Annotated in this window: 14 protein-coding genes; 2 read left to right on the top strand and 12 right to left on the bottom strand. The window is 67.0% G+C overall.

The features are described from left to right. Window positions 1–135 precede the first annotated feature (135 nt). From G3545_RS14455 to G3545_RS14420, 8 genes are all read right to left on the bottom strand, one after another. Window positions 136–1,104, bottom strand: coding sequence for a tripartite tricarboxylate transporter substrate binding protein (locus G3545_RS14455; RefSeq protein WP_246702834.1), 969 nt, complete (start codon window positions 1,102–1,104; stop codon window positions 136–138). Window positions 1,105–1,168: 64 nt separating this feature from the next. Further along, window positions 1,169–2,611: an MmgE/PrpD family protein gene (locus tag G3545_RS14450; protein ID WP_170013721.1), complete on the bottom strand. Its 1,443-nt coding sequence runs from the start codon at window positions 2,609–2,611 to the stop codon at window positions 1,169–1,171. Between the two features lie 93 nt (window positions 2,612–2,704). After that, window positions 2,705–3,373 (bottom strand): FCD domain-containing protein, encoded by a 669-nt coding sequence (locus G3545_RS14445; RefSeq protein ID WP_170013719.1) that lies wholly within the window; start codon window positions 3,371–3,373, stop codon window positions 2,705–2,707. A 339-nt stretch (window positions 3,374–3,712) separates the two neighbouring features. Beyond that, window positions 3,713–4,132, bottom strand: a complete 420-nt coding sequence (locus G3545_RS14440) for a hypothetical protein (protein WP_170013717.1) — start codon at window positions 4,130–4,132, stop codon at window positions 3,713–3,715. A gap of 186 nt (window positions 4,133–4,318) precedes the next feature. Further along, window positions 4,319–5,203: an ABC transporter permease subunit gene (locus G3545_RS14435; protein WP_170013715.1), complete on the bottom strand. Its 885-nt coding sequence runs from the start codon at window positions 5,201–5,203 to the stop codon at window positions 4,319–4,321. Next, window positions 5,203–5,988, bottom strand: coding sequence for an ABC transporter ATP-binding protein (locus G3545_RS14430; RefSeq protein ID WP_170013713.1), 786 nt, complete (start codon window positions 5,986–5,988; stop codon window positions 5,203–5,205). Before G3545_RS14430 ends, G3545_RS14435 begins: the two co-directional genes overlap by 1 nt. A 111-nt stretch (window positions 5,989–6,099) precedes the next feature. Further along, window positions 6,100–7,113 (bottom strand): taurine ABC transporter substrate-binding protein, encoded by a 1,014-nt coding sequence (gene tauA, locus G3545_RS14425; RefSeq protein WP_170013711.1) that lies wholly within the window; start codon window positions 7,111–7,113, stop codon window positions 6,100–6,102. A gap of 266 nt (window positions 7,114–7,379) precedes the next feature. Further along, entirely contained in the window at window positions 7,380–8,405 is a 1,026-nt protein-coding gene (locus G3545_RS14420; protein ID WP_170013709.1) for an aldehyde reductase, read from the bottom strand. A 306-nt stretch (window positions 8,406–8,711) separates the two neighbouring features. Here G3545_RS14420 and G3545_RS14415 point away from each other — a divergent pair, with 306 nt between their 5' ends. Together G3545_RS14415 and G3545_RS14410 are read left to right on the top strand one after the other, a co-directional pair. Next, window positions 8,712–9,893, top strand: coding sequence for an efflux RND transporter periplasmic adaptor subunit (locus G3545_RS14415; protein ID WP_206151430.1), 1,182 nt, complete (start codon window positions 8,712–8,714; stop codon window positions 9,891–9,893). Between the two features lie 9 nt (window positions 9,894–9,902). Beyond that, complete coding sequence (locus tag G3545_RS14410; RefSeq protein ID WP_170013705.1) at window positions 9,903–13,049, top strand: multidrug efflux RND transporter permease subunit; 3,147 nt, start codon at window positions 9,903–9,905, stop codon at window positions 13,047–13,049. Window positions 13,050–13,195: 146 nt separating this feature from the next. Here G3545_RS14410 and G3545_RS14405 read toward each other — a convergent pair whose 3' ends face one another. Genes G3545_RS14405 through G3545_RS14390 form a run of 4 tightly spaced genes read right to left on the bottom strand, consistent with a single transcriptional unit; the run spans window position 13,196 to window position 17,288 of the window. After that, window positions 13,196–13,927, bottom strand: a complete 732-nt coding sequence (locus G3545_RS14405; protein WP_170013703.1) for a DUF1028 domain-containing protein — start codon at window positions 13,925–13,927, stop codon at window positions 13,196–13,198. 7 nt (window positions 13,928–13,934) lie between these two features. Beyond that, window positions 13,935–14,633 carry an ABC transporter ATP-binding protein gene (locus G3545_RS14400; RefSeq protein ID WP_170013701.1) on the bottom strand — a complete coding sequence of 233 codons (699 nt, stop codon included), beginning with the start codon at window positions 14,631–14,633 and terminating at the stop codon, window positions 13,935–13,937. Then, window positions 14,630–16,459, bottom strand: coding sequence for an ATP-binding cassette domain-containing protein (locus G3545_RS14395; RefSeq protein ID WP_170013699.1), 1,830 nt, complete (start codon window positions 16,457–16,459; stop codon window positions 14,630–14,632). Before G3545_RS14395 ends, G3545_RS14400 begins: the two co-directional genes overlap by 4 nt. Next, window positions 16,452–17,288: a branched-chain amino acid ABC transporter permease gene (locus G3545_RS14390; protein ID WP_170018084.1), complete on the bottom strand. Its 837-nt coding sequence runs from the start codon at window positions 17,286–17,288 to the stop codon at window positions 16,452–16,454. Before G3545_RS14390 ends, G3545_RS14395 begins: the two co-directional genes overlap by 8 nt. Window positions 17,289–17,385: the final 97 nt, after the last annotated feature.

The raw sequence follows: 17,385 nt of genomic DNA, 5'->3' as shown, positions 1-17,385 counted from the left end.
TCCAATAGACCGGAGCATGAGGTCGCCCGAAAACCGCTTCGCACTTTTCGGCCTCATGCTCTGAGAGTAGCCGGCACGGGTCGCTCGACCCGTGCCGCTCGATAAGTCAGGCACGCAGGAGACGCGCGGTCGTGATCACTTGATCGCGCCGGTCTCCTTCAGGAAGTTCTCGGTGGTGGTGGCGAAGTTGTTGATGAAATCCGGATAGTCCTTGTGCGCGATGAACTTGGGCACAAGCACTTCCTCGGTATAGGCCTTCTTGTAGTCGGGGTCGGCGAGCACCTTCTGCACTGCCGCGTCCCAGGCCTTGGTGACGTCGTCCGGCAGGCCCTTCGGGCCGGCGAGGCCGCGGAACTTCACCAGCTGGACGTCGAAGCCGGATTCCTTGACGGTGGGCACGTCCGGCTTCTGCGGGATGCGCTCGGGATTGAAGGTGGCAAGGATGCGGATCTTGCCGGCTTCAAGCTGCGAACGCACTTCCTGGATCTCGCCGATGCCGATGTCGAGCGTGCCGTTGAGCACGTTCAGCATCATGTCGCCGCCGCCCTCATGGGTGACGATGGCGGCATTGACGCCGGCGGCACGCTTCAGCTGCTCGGCAGCCTGGCGCTCCAGCGAGGCCGGATTGGCGGCGCCCCAGCGACCGCGCTCCTTCTTGGCGTGGTCGATGACTTCCTGCAGCGTCTTGTAGGGGCCGTCGGTGCGCGTGTAGATGATCTCGCTGTCGGCGAAGACGTTCACCAGCGGCTCAAGATCCTTGTAGGTCTTAGGCGGCTTGCTCATCAACGAGGTGTAGATATAGGTCGGCGTCGTCGCGTAGAACACGCTCCCGTCCGCCGGCGCGGAGGCGGTGCGGGCAATCGCCTTGGCACCCGAACCGCCCTGCACGTTCTCGACGACGAAGGTGGCGTCGATATATTTGCCGAGATACTTGGACAGTTCGCGCAGGAACACGTCCGAGCCGCCGCCGGGGCTGGAATGGGTGACCAGAGTGACCACCTTCTGCGGATAGGGCGCCGGCTGCGCCGCTGCCTTGTCCGCCAGTCCGACCATGCCAGTCACTGCGCCGGCTAATAGAATTGCGATACCTGCCTTGAGGTTCATCGTCTTCCTCCCATGGATGGCGGCGCCTCTTCGCTGAGCGCTCGCCGATTAGAGATACTTCAGCTCATTCGGCGACGGCGCGCACCGCGTGGGCGGCGGCGCCGGTGCCGGCGATCAGGCTCATCAGGCGGGCGAGGTCGGCGCCCTGGTCGATGGTGCGCACCAGGCCGAGCAGCTCGCGCTGCGAAGCCTCGTCGAGCACGCCCTCGGCGCACATGAAGAACTTGCCGTCGAGGTCGGCGTCGCTGATGGGGTTGAGCGGGCCGCCGCGATAGCGCTCGTCCGCCCACTGCACCAGGGTGCGTCCGTCCTTGGTCTCGACCTCGATGCGCGAGCGGATCAGGTCATAGCCGCGGGCATCGATCTCGGGATCGTTGATCACCTCGGTGCGGGCCTGCAAATCCTGCATCGCCGGGCCGGCGACGAAGGCGTCCTCGAACTCGTGATGGCTGGCGCGGCGGCACAGCACGATCATGGCGAGCAGCGCCGGCATCGAGAACTTGGCCTGCAGATGGTTGCGGGCGATCGGATAGCGGATCGGCTCGATGATGTTCTTGCCGGCGAAGAAGCGCACGCGCTCCACCTGCTCGGGCTTCAGGTCGTTGTCGAGCACCAGCTTCAGCATGGCGTCCATCGACTGGTGGGTGAGGATGCCCGACGGATAAGGCTTGATCGACACGCCGGGGCTCTCGATGGTCAGCGGAGCGCCGAAGCCTTCATTGGCCTTGGTGGCGTCGAAGCCTTCGCCCATCACCGAGAAGAAGCCCCACGGGCCGTCCAGCGCGGTCGGATCGGCATCGAAGCCGCGAGCGGCCAGCAGCGCCGCGGTCACGCCGTTCTCGCAGGCCCGGCCGACATGCAGCGGCTTGGTCATGGTGCCGAAATTCACCCGGATGCCGGCGGCAAGGCTCGCGGCGATGCCGAAGGCGTGGGCCAGCCTGTCGCCGGTGAGGCCGAGCAGCCTGGCGGCGGCGACGCAGGCGCCGAAGGTGCCGACGGTGCCGCTGGAATGATGGCCGCGACGATAGTGGCGCGGTGTCATCCATTCGGAGATCTTGCATTCCACCTCGAAGCCGAGCTGGAACGCCAGCATCACTTCGCGTCCGTCGCGCTGGCCGATCTGCTCGGCGACGATGAGCGCTGCGGTCAGCGGCGGGATGGTCGGGTGGGTCAGCAGCCCATAGACATGGGCGGGATCGTTGGAGACCTGGGTGTCGTCCCAGTCATGGGCGTGGCCGGCGGTGCCCCATACCCGGGCGGCGAGCGCCGCCGGAACCTTGGTCGTGCCCGCGGCCGGCAGCGCGGCGTCGCCCCGACCGCCCTGGTCGAGCGCGTCCTCGACCAGGATGCGCACCGAGTGCTCCTGGCTGCCCGCAAGATAGAGGCCGACGGCGTCGACCATGCAGCGGCGGCCGATGCGCAGCGCTTCCGCGGGGAGGTCGGCATAGGAGGTGGATTCCACGAAGCGCAGGGCCTGGCGGGTGATATCGGTGGCTGGTGCGCTCACGCGGAAACTCCTTGGGCGTTTCTTCAGGTTCGGGCGTTCTTCAGGTTCGGGCGTTCTTCAGGTTCGGACAGGTCTTCAGGTTCGGACAGGTCTTCAGGTAAGACTGGGGTTCGACATCAGGCGCTCTTTCGCCGTTGCCACATGCTTGAGATGGACGGCCTGGGCACGGTCGGGATCGTGCGCGGCGATGGCATCCACCATCTCGTGATGCTCCTTGTTCGAAGCCTCGATCGAGTCCCTGAGCATCAGGTTGCGGCTGCGATAGAGCCGAAGCTGCTTGATGAGCGAAAGATACTGGCTGGCCAGCACCGGGTTGCCGGCATGCTCGACGATGAATTCGTGCAGGGCGAAATTCTCCCGCACATAGCTCTCGAAATCGTCCCGGGCGATTGCCTCGTCCATGGCGGCGACGAAGGCGCGGAGCTGGGCGATCTCCTCGTCGGTGGCGCGGATCGCCAGCAGCCGGCCGGCGAGGGCGAACAGGAAGGCGCGCACATCATAGATGTCGGCCGCCTGCGCCGCCGTGAGCCGGCGCACAAACACGCCGCGATTGGGAACCTGCTCGATCAGGCCGCTGGCCTCGAGCGAGCGCAGCGCCTCGCGCACCGGGCCGCGGCTGATGCCGAAGCGCAGCGCCAGCTCCTTCTCATTGATGCGATCGCCGGGAGCGTACTCGCCGCCGAGGATGACCCGCTGGATCTCCTCCTCGATGAGCATCGGCAGCGATCGGGACTTGAGCAGTTCGATGGCGCTGGTGGGCACAGGCGATCCTCCCTGCGAGAATTCTGTAGGACTCGTCCTCCGTGCTGTCAACGGAAGATTGCCCTATGTTCAACTGTTGACACTTTAAAGATCGAAATAATGTGACGCCGCTGAGAAGGTAGCGCGGTCTGTCGAGAGAGGTTGACAGACAATTCAATATCGCCCTCATCCCCGGACTTGATCCGGGGAGCCAGACTTCGACCGGGGGCATGCGGATGGGCTGAATCCCCGGATCAAGTCCGGAGATGAGGGCGCGAGGGGATGGGCGCGTCGGCTTCCGGAGCCGAGGCAACGCAGGCGGCTATCGGGCTTGCGCCAGCGGGCAGCTTAAACGGCGGCTCACGCCGCCTGTTCGCTGCCCTGGTTCAGCAGCCGGGCGCCGAACGGGACTGTCCCGGCGGCAATCCGCTGCTGCCAGTCCGAGTAGGTGATCATCTCGATGCCGAGCCGATCATAGATCACACGGTAGAAGCCATCCGCGTCGATCAGGACTGCCGAAGGATCGATCAGGAGCACTTCCTGCGCCATCACGCCGACCACCGCCTGGTCGCTCCAGCTATAGACGAACCGGTAAAGATTGAGCCCGGAAGGCAGCACGGCCAGCCGCACGACCTTGTGCTTCAGGCGAACATCGGAAAGCGTTCCGGTATGACCGGCACGGCCTGGGTTGCCGGCGCACGCTAGGCTCAGTGGCTGCTCACCCAGCTCTCTCTCAAGAGCCATGTTCACCTTCCCGAAATCAACGCGGTCGAGATTCAATCAACAGCCTGTTTCTACTTGGAAATCCGAAGCGCCACCGTCGCTTGATGACTGCATAGGTTGATGGAGGGGAAGCGATTCCACAACGGCGCCGGCCGTTGGAACGTCCTCCGCATTTAAGAATACGAGGACGAGTTGCGCCGAGGGCACAGCTATCCATAATCAGTTACCGATGGTCCGGGCCGTTCAGGCGTGCGCCGCCCATCCGACCAGCGCGCGCTCCAGCAGCCGGATGCTCAGTTCCAGCGCGAAGGCCACCGCGGCGATGACCAGGATGCCGGCGATCACCACGTCGGTGGCGAGGAAATTGGCCGCGGACTGGATCATGAAGCCGACGCCGCGCGTCGCCGCCACCAGTTCCGCCGCCACCAGCGTCGACCAGCCGGCGCCGAGCGCGATCCGCGTGCCCGTGAGGATCGAGGGCAGGGTGGAGGGGATGACCACCAGCCGCACCAGCTGCGCGCGCGTCGCGCCGAGCGCCCGCGCCACGTTCAGCCGATCCTTGGCGACGCCGCGAGTGCCGGCGGCGGTGGCGATGATGATCGGCGGCAGCATGGCGAGCGCGATCACCAGCACCTTCGCCGCTTCGCCGATACCGGCCCAGATGATGACGAGCGGCAGATAGGCGAGCGGCGGGATCGGCCGCAGGAACTCGACAATGGGGTCGAGTATGCCGCGCCCGACCGTGCTGAGCCCGATGGCAAGCCCGGCCGGCACGCCGACGACCAGCGAGACGGCGAGCGCGGTGAACACCCGAAACAGGCTGGCGCCGAGATGCTGGGCCAGCGTCGCATCCATGAAGCCGTCGGTGGCGATGCGCCCGAGCCGCGCCAGCACCGTCGCCGGCGAGGGCAGGAACAGCGCCGGCACCGCGCCCGAGGCGCTCGCCGCCCACCACAGCGCCAGCAAGCTGGCGATGGTCGCCGCCGAGATCAGGAGGCGCGACGGAATCGCGGGCCGCGTCGCCCGCCGTGCCGGCACCGCCTCGTAGACGCCGCGCGGCAGCCCTTCCATCGGCACCACCAGCGGCAGCGCGATCTCGGTGACCGGAATGGGCAGGGGCGTGGACATCATTCGGCCCCGCTGAATATGGCGGTGCGCAGCCGGTCGCGCGCGGCGGCGAATTCCGGAACCGACTTGATGCGGGGACCCAACCCCTGCTCCAGCGCCAGGCGTCCGAACTCGCAGGGCTCGTCATGCACCACGTGGCCCGGCCTGCCGGCCAGCACCACGATGCGGGTGCCGAGATAGAGCGCCTCGTCGAGGCCGTGGGTGACGAACAGTATGGTCTTGGCGGTGCGCCGCCAAACATCGAGCAAGAGGTCCTGCATCTGCTCGCGGGTCAGCGCGTCGAGCGCGCCGAGCGGCTCGTCCATCAGCAGGATCTGCGGATCGGCGACGAGGGCACGGGCGAGGCTGACGCGCTGGCGCATGCCGCCGGAGAGCTGCCACGTCGCGTGGTCGCCATGCTTGCCGAGGCCGACCAGATCCAGCGCTTCCTCGGCGCGGGCGTCGCGCGCCCGCTTGTCGAGACCGCGCAGCTTGAGGCCGAAGCCGACATTGTCGCGCGCATTGAGCCAGGGATAGAGCGCGTCGGTCTGCAGCACGACGCCGCGATCGGCGCCGGGCGCGCGTACCGCGCGGCCGTCGACGCGGATGGTGCCCTCGAACTCCGCATTGAAGCCGGCGACGGCGTTCATGAGGCTCGACTTGCCGCAGCCGGAGGCGCCGAGCAGCACCACCAGTTCGCCGGCGGGAACCGCGAGGTTGATGCCCTCGAGAATGGTGGCGGTGCCGCCATCCGGCGCAGCAAAGCGGATGGCGAGACGCTCGATGCTGAGTTTCGGATCGGTCATGGTCGATCACCGGTGAATAAAAATGCCCGGCATCCGCCCCCGCCAGAAAGCGTTCGGATGCCGGGCCAGGCTACGCCGCGGGGTCTCACCCAACCACGACGCTCGGGAACGTCAGTTCAGCTTGGAGGCCTGCTCGGCATAGGCGCGGCCGACATAGGTCTTATAATCCTTCAGCACCGTGTCGATGCGGCCCTGCTCCTTGAGGAAGCCGGAGGTCTGGACGATGGCGTCCAGCGTGCCGCCGCCGAGCAGTGCTTCGGAGAGCTGTTCGTCGAGCAGGGGATATTTGTTGCCCTTGAGCAGATCGGGGATCTCTTCCGGCTTGGCACCGGTGAGCTTGGCGATGGCGGCGACCTGCGGCGAACTCGCCGTCCAGGAGGCGCCGTTCTTCGCATAGTCGGCATAGGAATCCGCCGTCACCTTCACGAACTGGGCGACGATCTCGGGGTCCTTCTGCGCGAAGTCCTTGCGCACGATCCAGGCATCGAAGGTCGGCGCACCCCATTTGGCGACGTCGGCGGAGGTTGCGAACACCTTGCCGGTCTCCTTGATCTTGCCGAGCGCCGGATCCCACACATAGGCGGCATCGATGTCGCCGCGGGTGAAGGCGGCGGCGATCTCGGGCGGGCGCAGGTTCAGGATCTGCACGCTTTTCGGATCGACGCCCCAATGCTTCAGCGCGGCGAGCAGGCTGTAATGCGTGGTCGAGACGAACGGCACCGCGACCTTCTTGCCGGTGAAGTTCTCCGGCTTCTCGATGCCGGCGCCGTTGCGCACCACCAGGGCTTCGGCATCACCGAGCAGGGCGGCGACATAGATGGTCTCGATCGGCAGTTCGCGGCTGGCGCCGGCGGCGAGCGGGCTCGAGCCGACATAGCCGATCTGCACGTCGCCCGAGGCGATGGCGGCGATCACGTCGGCGCCGGAATCGAATTTGCGCCAGGCGATGTTCGACTTGGTTGCCTTCTCATAGGCGCCGTTTGCCTGCGCCACCTTCGCCGGGTCGGCGCCGGTCTGGTAGGCGACGGTGAAGTCGGCAGCGTGCGCCGGAAGCGTGGGAAGAGCGACGCCGAGGGCGAGAGCTGCCGTGGCCGCGAGCGTGGCGCGGCGGGAAAACCGGGACATTGAAATTTCCATGGAAAAGGCCGCGCGGCTGAGGTCGCCGACGTTCGGGCCGAGTGCGATATCAAGTGAAAACCGGCCGTGCCGGCGGTGTCAGCAGCGTCGACAGATCCAGGTCATGGATGCACCCCTTATCGAACGGACGCCGAGCCCGCAGCGCTGCGCGCGGGCCGTGTCCAGCGTGGCAACGCCATGTGAGCAAAGTCGACGGGTGGCGTCAATCTATTTCCTATAAAAAAGATAGGAAATTAAGTTGACCATTGGGTCGACTATTTCAGCAGCCCCAGCCGAACCAGGCTTTCCGCTGTCGCGACAATGGCTTCCTCGCGCGGCCGCGGCGTCCAGCCGAGCACGCGCTGCGCCTTGGCGCTGGTGGAATTGCGCACCTTGCCGAGGTCCGGAAGCACCCGGCGCGCATTCGCGTTCCACAGCGCCACGATGCGCACCAGCCAGTCCGGTGCCTCGCGGGTCGGCACCTTGGCGGCGCGCGCACCCATGCCCTGCCGCAACGCCTTTGCGACATCGAGCAGCGACAGGCAGTCGCCGGCAATGGCCAGGAAGCGTTCGCCCTTCGCCTCCGGGTGCAGCATCGCCCGGATATGGAGGTCGGCGGCGTCGCGCACGTCGACCGCACCGAAATGGACCGGCGGGCAAAGCGGAATGCCGCCGTCCATTAGGGTCTTGACGATCAGCGTCGAAGCCGCGAGGTCCGGGCCCAGCACCGGCCCGAATATGCCGACCGGATTGACGACGGAAAGCTCCAGGCCGCCGCCCTCGCGCGCCATGAAATCCCAGGCCGCCCGCTCCGCCAGCGCCTTCGACTTAACATAGGCGCTGAGATTAGGGGCCTGCGTATTGGTCCAGGTGGTCTCGTTGAACGGCGTCGCGCGCGGAGCGTGGCCATAGCCGACCGCGGCGAAGGACGAGGTCATCACCACGCGGCGGACGCCGGCATCGCGCGCGGCGCGCAGCACCCGCAGCGCGCCCTCGCGCGCCGGCACGATCAGTTCGTCTTCATGGACCGGTTCGCCGGCCGGGAAGGGCGAGGCCACATGGATCACGTAATCGCATCCAGCGACGGCGCCCGGCCAACCCGTGTCGTTCTCCAGATCGGTGGCAACGAACTCCACATTGCCCGGCGCGGTCGCACCGCCTTCGGCCAGCATGGCCCGCACCTCATCCGCACGAGCGAGGTTGCGCAGCGTGGTGCGCACCGTGTGGCCGGCTGTGAGCAGTTGCACAATGACGTGACTGCCGAGAAAGCCGGAGCCGCCGGTGACAAGAACGGTGCTCATCTGATCCTCACTCCGGTCGCACGCTCACAGCTGACCTTCTCCGCCAAATGCCCTGTCGTGGCCACCGTTCGTGGCAACATGGCTGATCCGCGATTTCCATCCGTCGCGGTGTCCGGATGGGGTGACCAAACGTAAGGTTGTGGCACCTTACCTAACGTCTTATTTCTAAACAGGATTTAATTTCGTCGTCATGTACCTGCGATGCAGCATGGGCCATTGTGCGCATGGTGAGACAGGCGAGGTGACGGAATGACGGCGACGGACGAGACCCCTATCCGCAAGCGAAAGCGAGGATCGGTCGCTTTCGTGCTTCTTGCGATCGCGGCGCTCGCCGTTGGTATCTATGTGTGGCGTGAGAACGCTGCTGTCGCCGCCCCGCCGCCTGTTGCCGGCGCTGCCATCCGCGCCGCCGTGCCGGTGAGCGTCGCCTCTGTCGAGCGCCGCGACGTGAGCGTCATCCTCTCCGGGCTCGGTACGGTCCAGGCCTCGCAGACCGTCAATATCCACACCCGGGTCGACGGTACGCTGCAATCCGTGACCTTTACCGAAGGCCAGAACGTGAAGGCCGGCGACGTATTGGCCAAGCTCGATCCGCGCCTCGCCGAAGCGGCGCTGGCACAGGCCCAGGCCGGCAAGGCTAAGGACGAAGCCCAGCTGCGCGGCGCGCAGGCCGACCTCGTCCGCTTTTCCCAGCTGGCGCAGAAGGATTACGCCAGCAAGCAACAGCTCGACCAGCAGCAGGCGACCGTCGATCAGCTGAAAGCCTCGATCGCCGCCGACGTCGCCGCCATCCAGAGCGCGCAGACCGATCTCGACTACATGACCATCACCGCGCCGGTGGATGGCCGCATGGGTATCCGTCAGCTCGATGCCGGCAATGTCATCCACGCCAGCGACTCCACGCCGATCGCCGTGCTCGCCACGCTCAAGCCGATCTCCGTGCTGTTCACTCTGCCGGAGAAGGACCTTGCTGCGGTGCAGCAGGCGATGGCCGCCGGCCCCGTCACCGTGGTCGCCACCCGTGAGGACGGCACCGTGCTCGGCACCGGCACGCTGTCCGTGGTCGATAACGAGATCGACTCCACCACCGGCACCGCCCGCCTCAAGGGCGTGTTCCCGAACAAGGATGAGCGCCTTTGGCCGGGCGCCTTCGTCCATGCCAGCGTGAACATCGCCACCTTGAAGGATGCGCTCACCGTGCCGGAAGCCGCGGTGCAGCGCGGGCCGGACGGGCTGTACGCCTGGGTGGTAACGGCCGACGGCAATGCGGTGATGAAGCCGATCGAGACCGGACAGGTCACCGACGGCGCCGTCGTGGTGCAGAAGGGCCTCGCCGCCGGCGATCAGGTGGTTACCAACGGCCAGTACCGGCTGCGTCCGAAGAGCCGCGTCGCCATCATCGCCAAGACCGCCAACGAAAACGTCGCCGAAGACGATGCCGGCAAGGACACTGCCGCCAAGGGTGGCGCCACCAGCGCCCGGCCGTAGGAGCGCGGCATGAACCTCTCCGCCCCCTTCATCACGCGCCCGATCGCGACCTCGCTCATCATGACCGCATTGGCGGTGCTTGGCGTCGTCGCTTATCCGCTGCTGCCGGTAGCGCCGCTGCCGCAGGTCGACTTCCCCACCATCCAGGTCTCGGCGCGGCTGCCCGGCGCCAGCCCCGACACCATGGCCTCCGCGGTCGCCTCGCCGCTGGAGCGCCGCTTCGGCCAGATCGCCGGCATCAGCCAGATGACGTCGACCAGCACGCTGGGCTCGACCTCGATCACCATCCAGTTCGATCTCGACCGCGACATCGATGCCGCCGCGCAGGACGTGCAGGCCGCCATCACCGCGGCGCAGCGCCAGCTGCCCGACGACCTCACCTCGCCGCCCAGCTACCGCAAGGTCAATCCGGCCGACAGCCCGATCATGATCCTTGCCGCCCGCTCCGAGACCATGCCGATGACGCAGGTCGACGACTATGCGGACAACGTGCTGGCGCAGCGCCTGTCGCAGGTCGAGGGCGTGTCGCAGGTCGTCATCGGCGGCGAACAGAAGCCGGCGATCCGCATCCAGATCGATCCGGCGCGCCTCGCCGCCAGTGGCCTGACCTTCGAGGATGTGCGCGCCACGCTGAATGATTCCACCGCCCTTGCCGCCAAGGGCACGATCAATGGTTCGGTGCGCAGCTTCACCATCGCCGCCAACGACCAGATCACCAAGTCGGGCGACTATGACAACGTCATCCTCGCCTATCGCAACGGCGCGCCGATCCGGGTGCGCGACGTCGGCCATGCCGTCGAGGGCGCCGAAGACGTCGATGTCGCGGCCTGGGACACCAACAAGCCGGCCGTCGTGCTGCTGGTGTTCAAGCAGCCCGGCGCCAATGTCATCGCCACCGTCGATGCCATCAAGGCGACGCTGCCGACGCTCGACGGCATCATGCCCGCCGGCATCACGATCGACACCATCGTCGACCGCACCACCACGATCCGTGCCTCGGTCTCGGACGTGCAGTTCACGCTTGGATTGACCATCGGCCTCGTGGTGCTGGTGATCCTGTTGTTCCTGAGGAATCTCCGGGCGACGATGATCCCCGCCGTGGTGGTGCCGCTCTCGCTCGCCGGCAGCGCGGCCATTATGTACGCGTTGAATTTCAGCCTTGATAACCTCTCGCTGATGGCGCTCACCATCGCCGTCGGCTTCGTGGTCGACGACGCCATCGTCGTCGTCGAGAACATCGTGCGCCACATGGAGGAGGGCGAGCCCGCCTTCCAGGCGGCGCTCAAGGGCGCGCGCGAAATCGGCTTCACCGTGCTGTCGATCTCGATCTCGCTGATCGCGGTGTTCATCCCGCTGCTGCTGATGGGCGGCATTGTCGGCCGGCTGTTCCGCGAATTCGCCCTCACCGTCACCGCGGCCATCGTGGTCTCGGCCTGCGTGTCGCTGACGCTGACGCCGATGCTGTGCTCGCGCTTCCTGAAGCCGCCGCCGGAGAAGCATGGCTGGCTCTATCGCGTGATCGAGGCCGGCTTCGACGGCATCCTTGCCTTCTACATGGCGACGCTCGCCATCGCGCTGCGCCACCGCTTCATTACGCTGATGGTGTTCTTCGCCACGGTTGCCGTCACTGGCTGGCTGTTCGTCGTGGTGCCGAAGGGCTTCTTCCCGACGCAGGATATCGGCATCATCTCCGGCCTGTCGGAAGCCGCCCAGGACGTCTCGCCGGACGAGATGAAACGGCTCCAGCAGCAACTCGGCGAGGTCATCGCCAAGGATCCCGCGGTTGCCGCCTTCGGTTCGGTGCTCGGCTCCGGTGGCGCCAACACCGTGAACAATGGTCGCTTCTTCATCGCCCTCAAGCCGCGCGATGAACGCGACGTCTCCGCCGCGCAGGTGATCGAGCGGCTGCGGCCCAAGCTGGCCACGGTCTCCGGTGCCGCCGTGTTCCTCCAGCCGGCGCAGGACATCACGGTCGGCGGGCGCGTTTCCCGCGCGCAGTACCAGTACACGCTGACCGACGTCGATCTCGACGAGCTCAACACCTGGGCGCCCAAGCTGGTGGCGAGCATGCGCGAACTGCCCCAGCTCGCCGACGTTTCCAGCGACCAGCAGGGCAATGCACCGCAGGTGAAGATCAATATCGATCGCGACCAGGCGGCACGCTTCGGCATCCAGCCGGCGGTGATCGACGCCACGCTGAACGATGCCTTCGGCCAGCAGCAGGCGACGCAATACTTCACCCAGCTGGATTCCTACTCGGTGATCATCGAGGCGACGCCGGACCTGCAGAAGCACATCGGCACGCTGGACCAGATCTATGTGAAGTCGCCGATCTCCGGCCAGGCCATCCCGCTCTCCACCTTCGTGTCGCTGGACACCAAGGCGGTGGGGCCGCTCTCGGTCTCGCACCAGGCGCAGTTTCCCGCGGTGACCATCTCCTTCAACGTCAAGCCCGGCGTCTCGCTGGGCGAGGCGGTGGAACTGATCAACCAGGCCTCCACCCAGCTCGGCGCGCCCTCGACGCTGACCGGCAGCTTCCAGGGCAATGCGCAGGCGTTCCAGAGCGCGCTGTCGAGCGAGCCGGCGCTGATCGCGGCGGCGTTGTTCGCGGTCTATGTCATCCTCGGCGTGCTCTATGAGAGCTATGTCCACCCGCTGACCATTCTCTCCACGCTGCCGTCGGCCGGCATCGGCGCGCTGCTGGCACTCTGGGGCGGCGGCTTCGATCTCTCGGTGATCGGCATCATCGGCATCATCCTGCTGATCGGCATCGTGAAGAAGAACGGCATCATGCTGGTCGACTTCGCCATAGCGGGCGAGCGCGATCGCGGAATGAGTTCGGAAGAGGCGATCCGCGAGGCGTGCCGGCTGCGCTTCCGCCCGATCCTGATGACCACCATGGCGGCGCTGCTGGCCGGCGTGCCGCTGATGCTGGGCCATGGCACCGGTTCGGAGCTGCGCCAGCCGCTCGGCTACGCCATGGTCGGCGGCCTCGCGCTCAGCCAGGTGCTGACGCTCTACACGACGCCGGCGGTCTATCTCTATCTCGCCCGACTGCAGCGCTGGGCGGCGGGCGCGCCGGAGCGCAAGCCTGTGGTGGGCGCGCCCCACGCCGTGGGACATGGCGTCCAACCGGCGCCGACGCCGGCGGAGTAAATTTCACACTCATTTAGCGACCTCATCCTGAGGTGCCGCGAAGCGGCCTCGAAGGATGCCCGCCTCGGGTGGAGTTGCCCTGCTTCAGCATCCTTCGAGGCTCGCTACCCATCGCACCTCAGGATGAGGTGGTCCTTACGAAGAGCCTAGCGAGGCCTACTCCCGCCTCCGCCCGGCCGATCGGGCGGGGAGAGCGCCAGCATCGTCGTCACCGCCTCCGGCGCCGGGCCGGGCGGCGCGCTGCGTTTCGGCATACCCTCGATGAAGGGCACCAGCTGTAGCCGCGCGATCTCCAGCACGCGGCGCAATTCGCGAACCGGCTCCGCATGATCGTCGACCCGCAGGTCGAGCGCCGGATAATCCTCCATGCCATGGATGCGCAGCGACGCCGACTGCTTGCCGCGCTTGTCGCCGCCGGCCGCGTCGCCTGCCTCCATCGCCCGCATTAGCCGCTCGTCGAGCGGCGCGCCGGCACTGGTGCGCCAGGCATGCGCCATCGCCGCGACCACTTCCGGCCCGGTCAGCATGTTGCCCTGCACCGCGAAGCCGGGGCCGATCGCGTGGCCATACCAGAGCGTGCACTCCGCGCCGGACCAGGCAGCAGCGCGGCCTTGCGCGTCCACCACGCCGATCTGCCGCAATTCGCGGGCCTCGTCCGTCGCCATCACGGCAGCCAGCGCATCGGGCGCGGAGGCGCCGCCGGCCATCGAGTCGAGCACGGCAATGGCGAGATAGGGATTGACCCAGGACTGGGTCGACACCGCCCCGACGCCGGCGCGGGTGAACGGGCACATCGAGCCCACTGCCGGCACCGCGGTCGCCACCGCGACGCCGAGCCGGCCGGATTGTTCGCAACGCGCAGCGATGGAGAAGGTCATGATGGCCTCACACGCTCAGGTGTCGCAGCACGCGGCCGGCGGCGTCCGGCTCGCTGGTGGCGCCGGTCTCCGCGATCTCGCCGCGATCGAGCACCGCCCAGCGGTCCGCCACCGCCAGGGCGAAGGGCAGATGCTGCTCGACCAGCAGCATGGTGGTGCCGTGCCGCGCCCGTGCATCGCGGATGACACCCGCCAGCCGGTCGATGACCGAGGGCTGCAGTCCCTCGGTGATCTCGTCGACCAGCAGGAATTTGGCGCCGACCGCCAGCGAGCGCGCCATCAGCAGCATCTTCTGTTCGCCGCCGGAGAGCGTGCCGGCGCGTTGCCTCAATCGTTGCAGCAGGAAGGGGAAGGACTTTTCGACCTCACTCAGCGCCGCGTCGAAATCCGGCCCGCGCACCGCGAGGCGCAGATTCTCCTCTACGGTGAGATCCTGGAACAGCGCCTTCTCCTGCGCCACATAGCCAACGCCGAGCCGCGCCACCCGGTGCGGCGGCAGCCGTGTCGCCTCCGTGCCGCCGATGGTGACGGCGCCGGTCATCTTCGGCAGGAAGCCCATCATGGCTTTGAGCAGCGTGCTCTTGCCCATGCCGTTCTTGCCGAGCACGGCAAGGATCTCACCGGGCGCGAGCTCAAAGCTCACCTCGCGCACCACCACCGCGCCGGCATAGCCGCTGGAGAGGTGATCGACCGAAAGCCCGCTCATGCCGGCACCTCGTGGCTGGAAGGCGAGGCCGCCTGATGCGCGATGCCGGCATGACCGGAGCCGGCATAGACCTGCTTCACCAGCTCCGACTGCACCACTTCCTCGACCGAGCCGTCGAGCACGATGCGGCCCTGGTGCAGCACAATGACCCGCGATGAGATTTCGCGTACGAAATCGAGGTCGTGCTCCACCAGCAGGATGCAGAGCCCCTGCTTCTTCGTCAGCTCGATCAATATGTCGCCGATCTGCATGCGCTCGGTCTTGGTGAGGCCGGCGGTGGGTTCGTCGAGCAGCAGCACGCGCGGCTCCAGCGCCAGCACCATGGACAATTCCAGCGCCTGCTTCATGCCGTGCGAGAGCAGATGCGCCGGGGTCGACAGCTGCCGGTCGAGCCCGGTGGTCGCCAGCACATGCATTGCCGCCTCAGGCAACGGTAGCTCGGACGCACGACGCCACAGCGAGGGGCGCTGGTGGCGGACCCGCGCGATCTGCAGGCACTGCGCCACGGTCAGCGTGTCGAACACGTTCGCCATCTGGAACTTGCGGCCCACCCCGAGCGCGACGCACCCCTCGGGCGGACGGCGGCCGATGTCGTGGCCATTGACGATGATGGTGCCGGCCGAGCGCTCGGCGCCGTCGGCGATGCAGCGCATCAGCGTGGTCTTGCCGGCCCCATTCGGCCCGACCAGGCTGACCAGTTCGCCGGCGCGGGCCGAGAAGTCGATGCCGTCCAGCACGGTGAGGCTGCCGAAATGCTTGGCGACGCCCTCGACTGCGAGCGCCGGCCCGTCGCCGGGCTCCGCTCCTTGCGTCTCTATTGCGTCGAGCGTGGAGAGCGTCACGATGGCGGGCACTGCCTCCGGGCGCTTGCGCACCAGCCCGATCAGCTTGCGCGGAATATCGAAGACCACCGGCAGCAGGCCGCGCGGAAAGGCGACGATGACCAGCACGAACACGGTGCCGATGATGAGCTGCCAGATGAAGGGATAGTCGCCGGAGAGCTGCGCGCTCTCATAGTCGACGATCAGCGCGCCGAACACCGGGCCGAGCAGCGTGCCGCGCCCGCCGAGCGCGGTCCAGATCACCAGCTCGGTGCCGAACACGAAGCCGGCCAACTCCGGCGCCACCACCATGGCGTAGCAGGCATAGATGTAGCCGGCGATGGCGCCGATCACCGAGCAGGCGAGATAGACCACGATCTTCAGCCGCGAGGTGTTGAGGCCAAGATATTTGCAGCGCTGCTCGTTCTCGCGCACCGCCACCAGCAGCCGCCCGGCATCGCTCTTGACGAAGATGTAGGCGAGCGTCGTCACCGCGACGAGGAAGCCACCGGCAAGCCAGAACCACGCCTCCATCGAAAGGTCGAAGCTCATGAAGCCGGACAGCCCGCTGGATGAGCCGGTGAAGGTGCCGCCGGAATAGAGCAGCTGCGTCGCCACGATCGGCAGCACCAGCGTGATGACCGAGGCATAGAGCGCCGAGGCGCCGTGCCAGAAGGCGAGCCAGCCGACGATGGAAGCGGTGAGCAGCGCCCCGCCGATGCCGAGCCCGAGCGCCAGCAGCGCGTTGGTCTCGGTGAAGTCCATATGGGTGAAGACCAGCCCCGCCGCATAGGCGCCGGCGGCGAAGAACACCGATTGGCCGAAGGTGAGGATGCCGAGATAGCCCCACAGCAGGTCGACCGTCAGCGCCACCGCGGCATAGAGCAGCGAGCGGGTCAGCACGTTCACCGAATAGGTGTCGAGCACATAGGGACCGACGCCGATCACCGCGAAGGCGAGGATCGCGCAGCCGAGGATGAGCGAGAGGCGCCGGGTCTCAGTCACGGGCGAACCCCTGCGGGCGGATGCGCAGGATGATGGCGGCCAGCACGGCGATGGTGAGCCCGCCCAGCACCGGGCTGAAATAGGTGCTCACCAGAACCTGCGCGCCGCCCAGCACCAGGCAGGAGATCAGCAGGCTCGCCAGCGAGGCACCGGAGACCAGCACCAGCATGAACGCGTTCACCAGCCAGGGCACCCCCATGTTCGGATCGACGCTCGACAGCGGGGTAATGAGCGCCCCGGCAATGCCGGCCAGCGCCGAGCCGAGCGTGAAGGTGAGGAAGCGCACCAGCCCGCTATTGATGCCGAGCCCACGGGCGAGGTCTTCGTTCATGATGACGGCGCGGGTCTCCAGTCCCAGCCGGGTCCCCTGCAGCAGCACGGTGAGCGCGATGCCGAGCAAGGCGGCGATCCCCACGAGGGCGAGCCGATAGGCCGAATAGCTCTCGCCGAGCAGATCGAGCGTGCCTTCCAGCGGCGCCTGCGCGAACTGCACGCCGCGCCCGAAGGCAATCGTGATGACTTGCCCGATGATGATGCTCAGTCCCCAGGTGGCGAGGATGGCATCGAGCGGGCGGGCATAGAGCGGGCGCACCACGAAGCGCTCGATGGCCATGCCGGCGACACCGCCGAACAGCGCGGCGACGGGAATGGCGAGCCACGGGTTGAGCCCGAGCTGGGTGGTGACGAGCGCGGCATAGCCGCCGAGCGTCATCAGTCCACCATGGGCGAAATTGATGATCTTCATGACGCCGAACACGAGCAGCAGCCCGGTCGCCACCGCATAGAGGATGGCGGCGGTGGTCACGATATCGAGCGTCTGGCCGATCATGCGGTGTCTTTCATGGGTGCTGCGCACGACCTCATCCTGAGGTGCGAGCGCAGCGAGCCTCGAAGGATGTTCAAGCAGAGGGCGCCATCGGGGGCGG

Origin of the sequence: Starkeya sp. ORNL1 (genome assembly GCF_012971745.1) — a bacterium.
GTDB lineage: Bacteria > Pseudomonadota > Alphaproteobacteria > Rhizobiales > Xanthobacteraceae > Ancylobacter.
The sequence above is the reverse complement of the archived record's forward strand: the minus strand, read 5'-3'. Positions and strand labels throughout refer to the sequence as shown.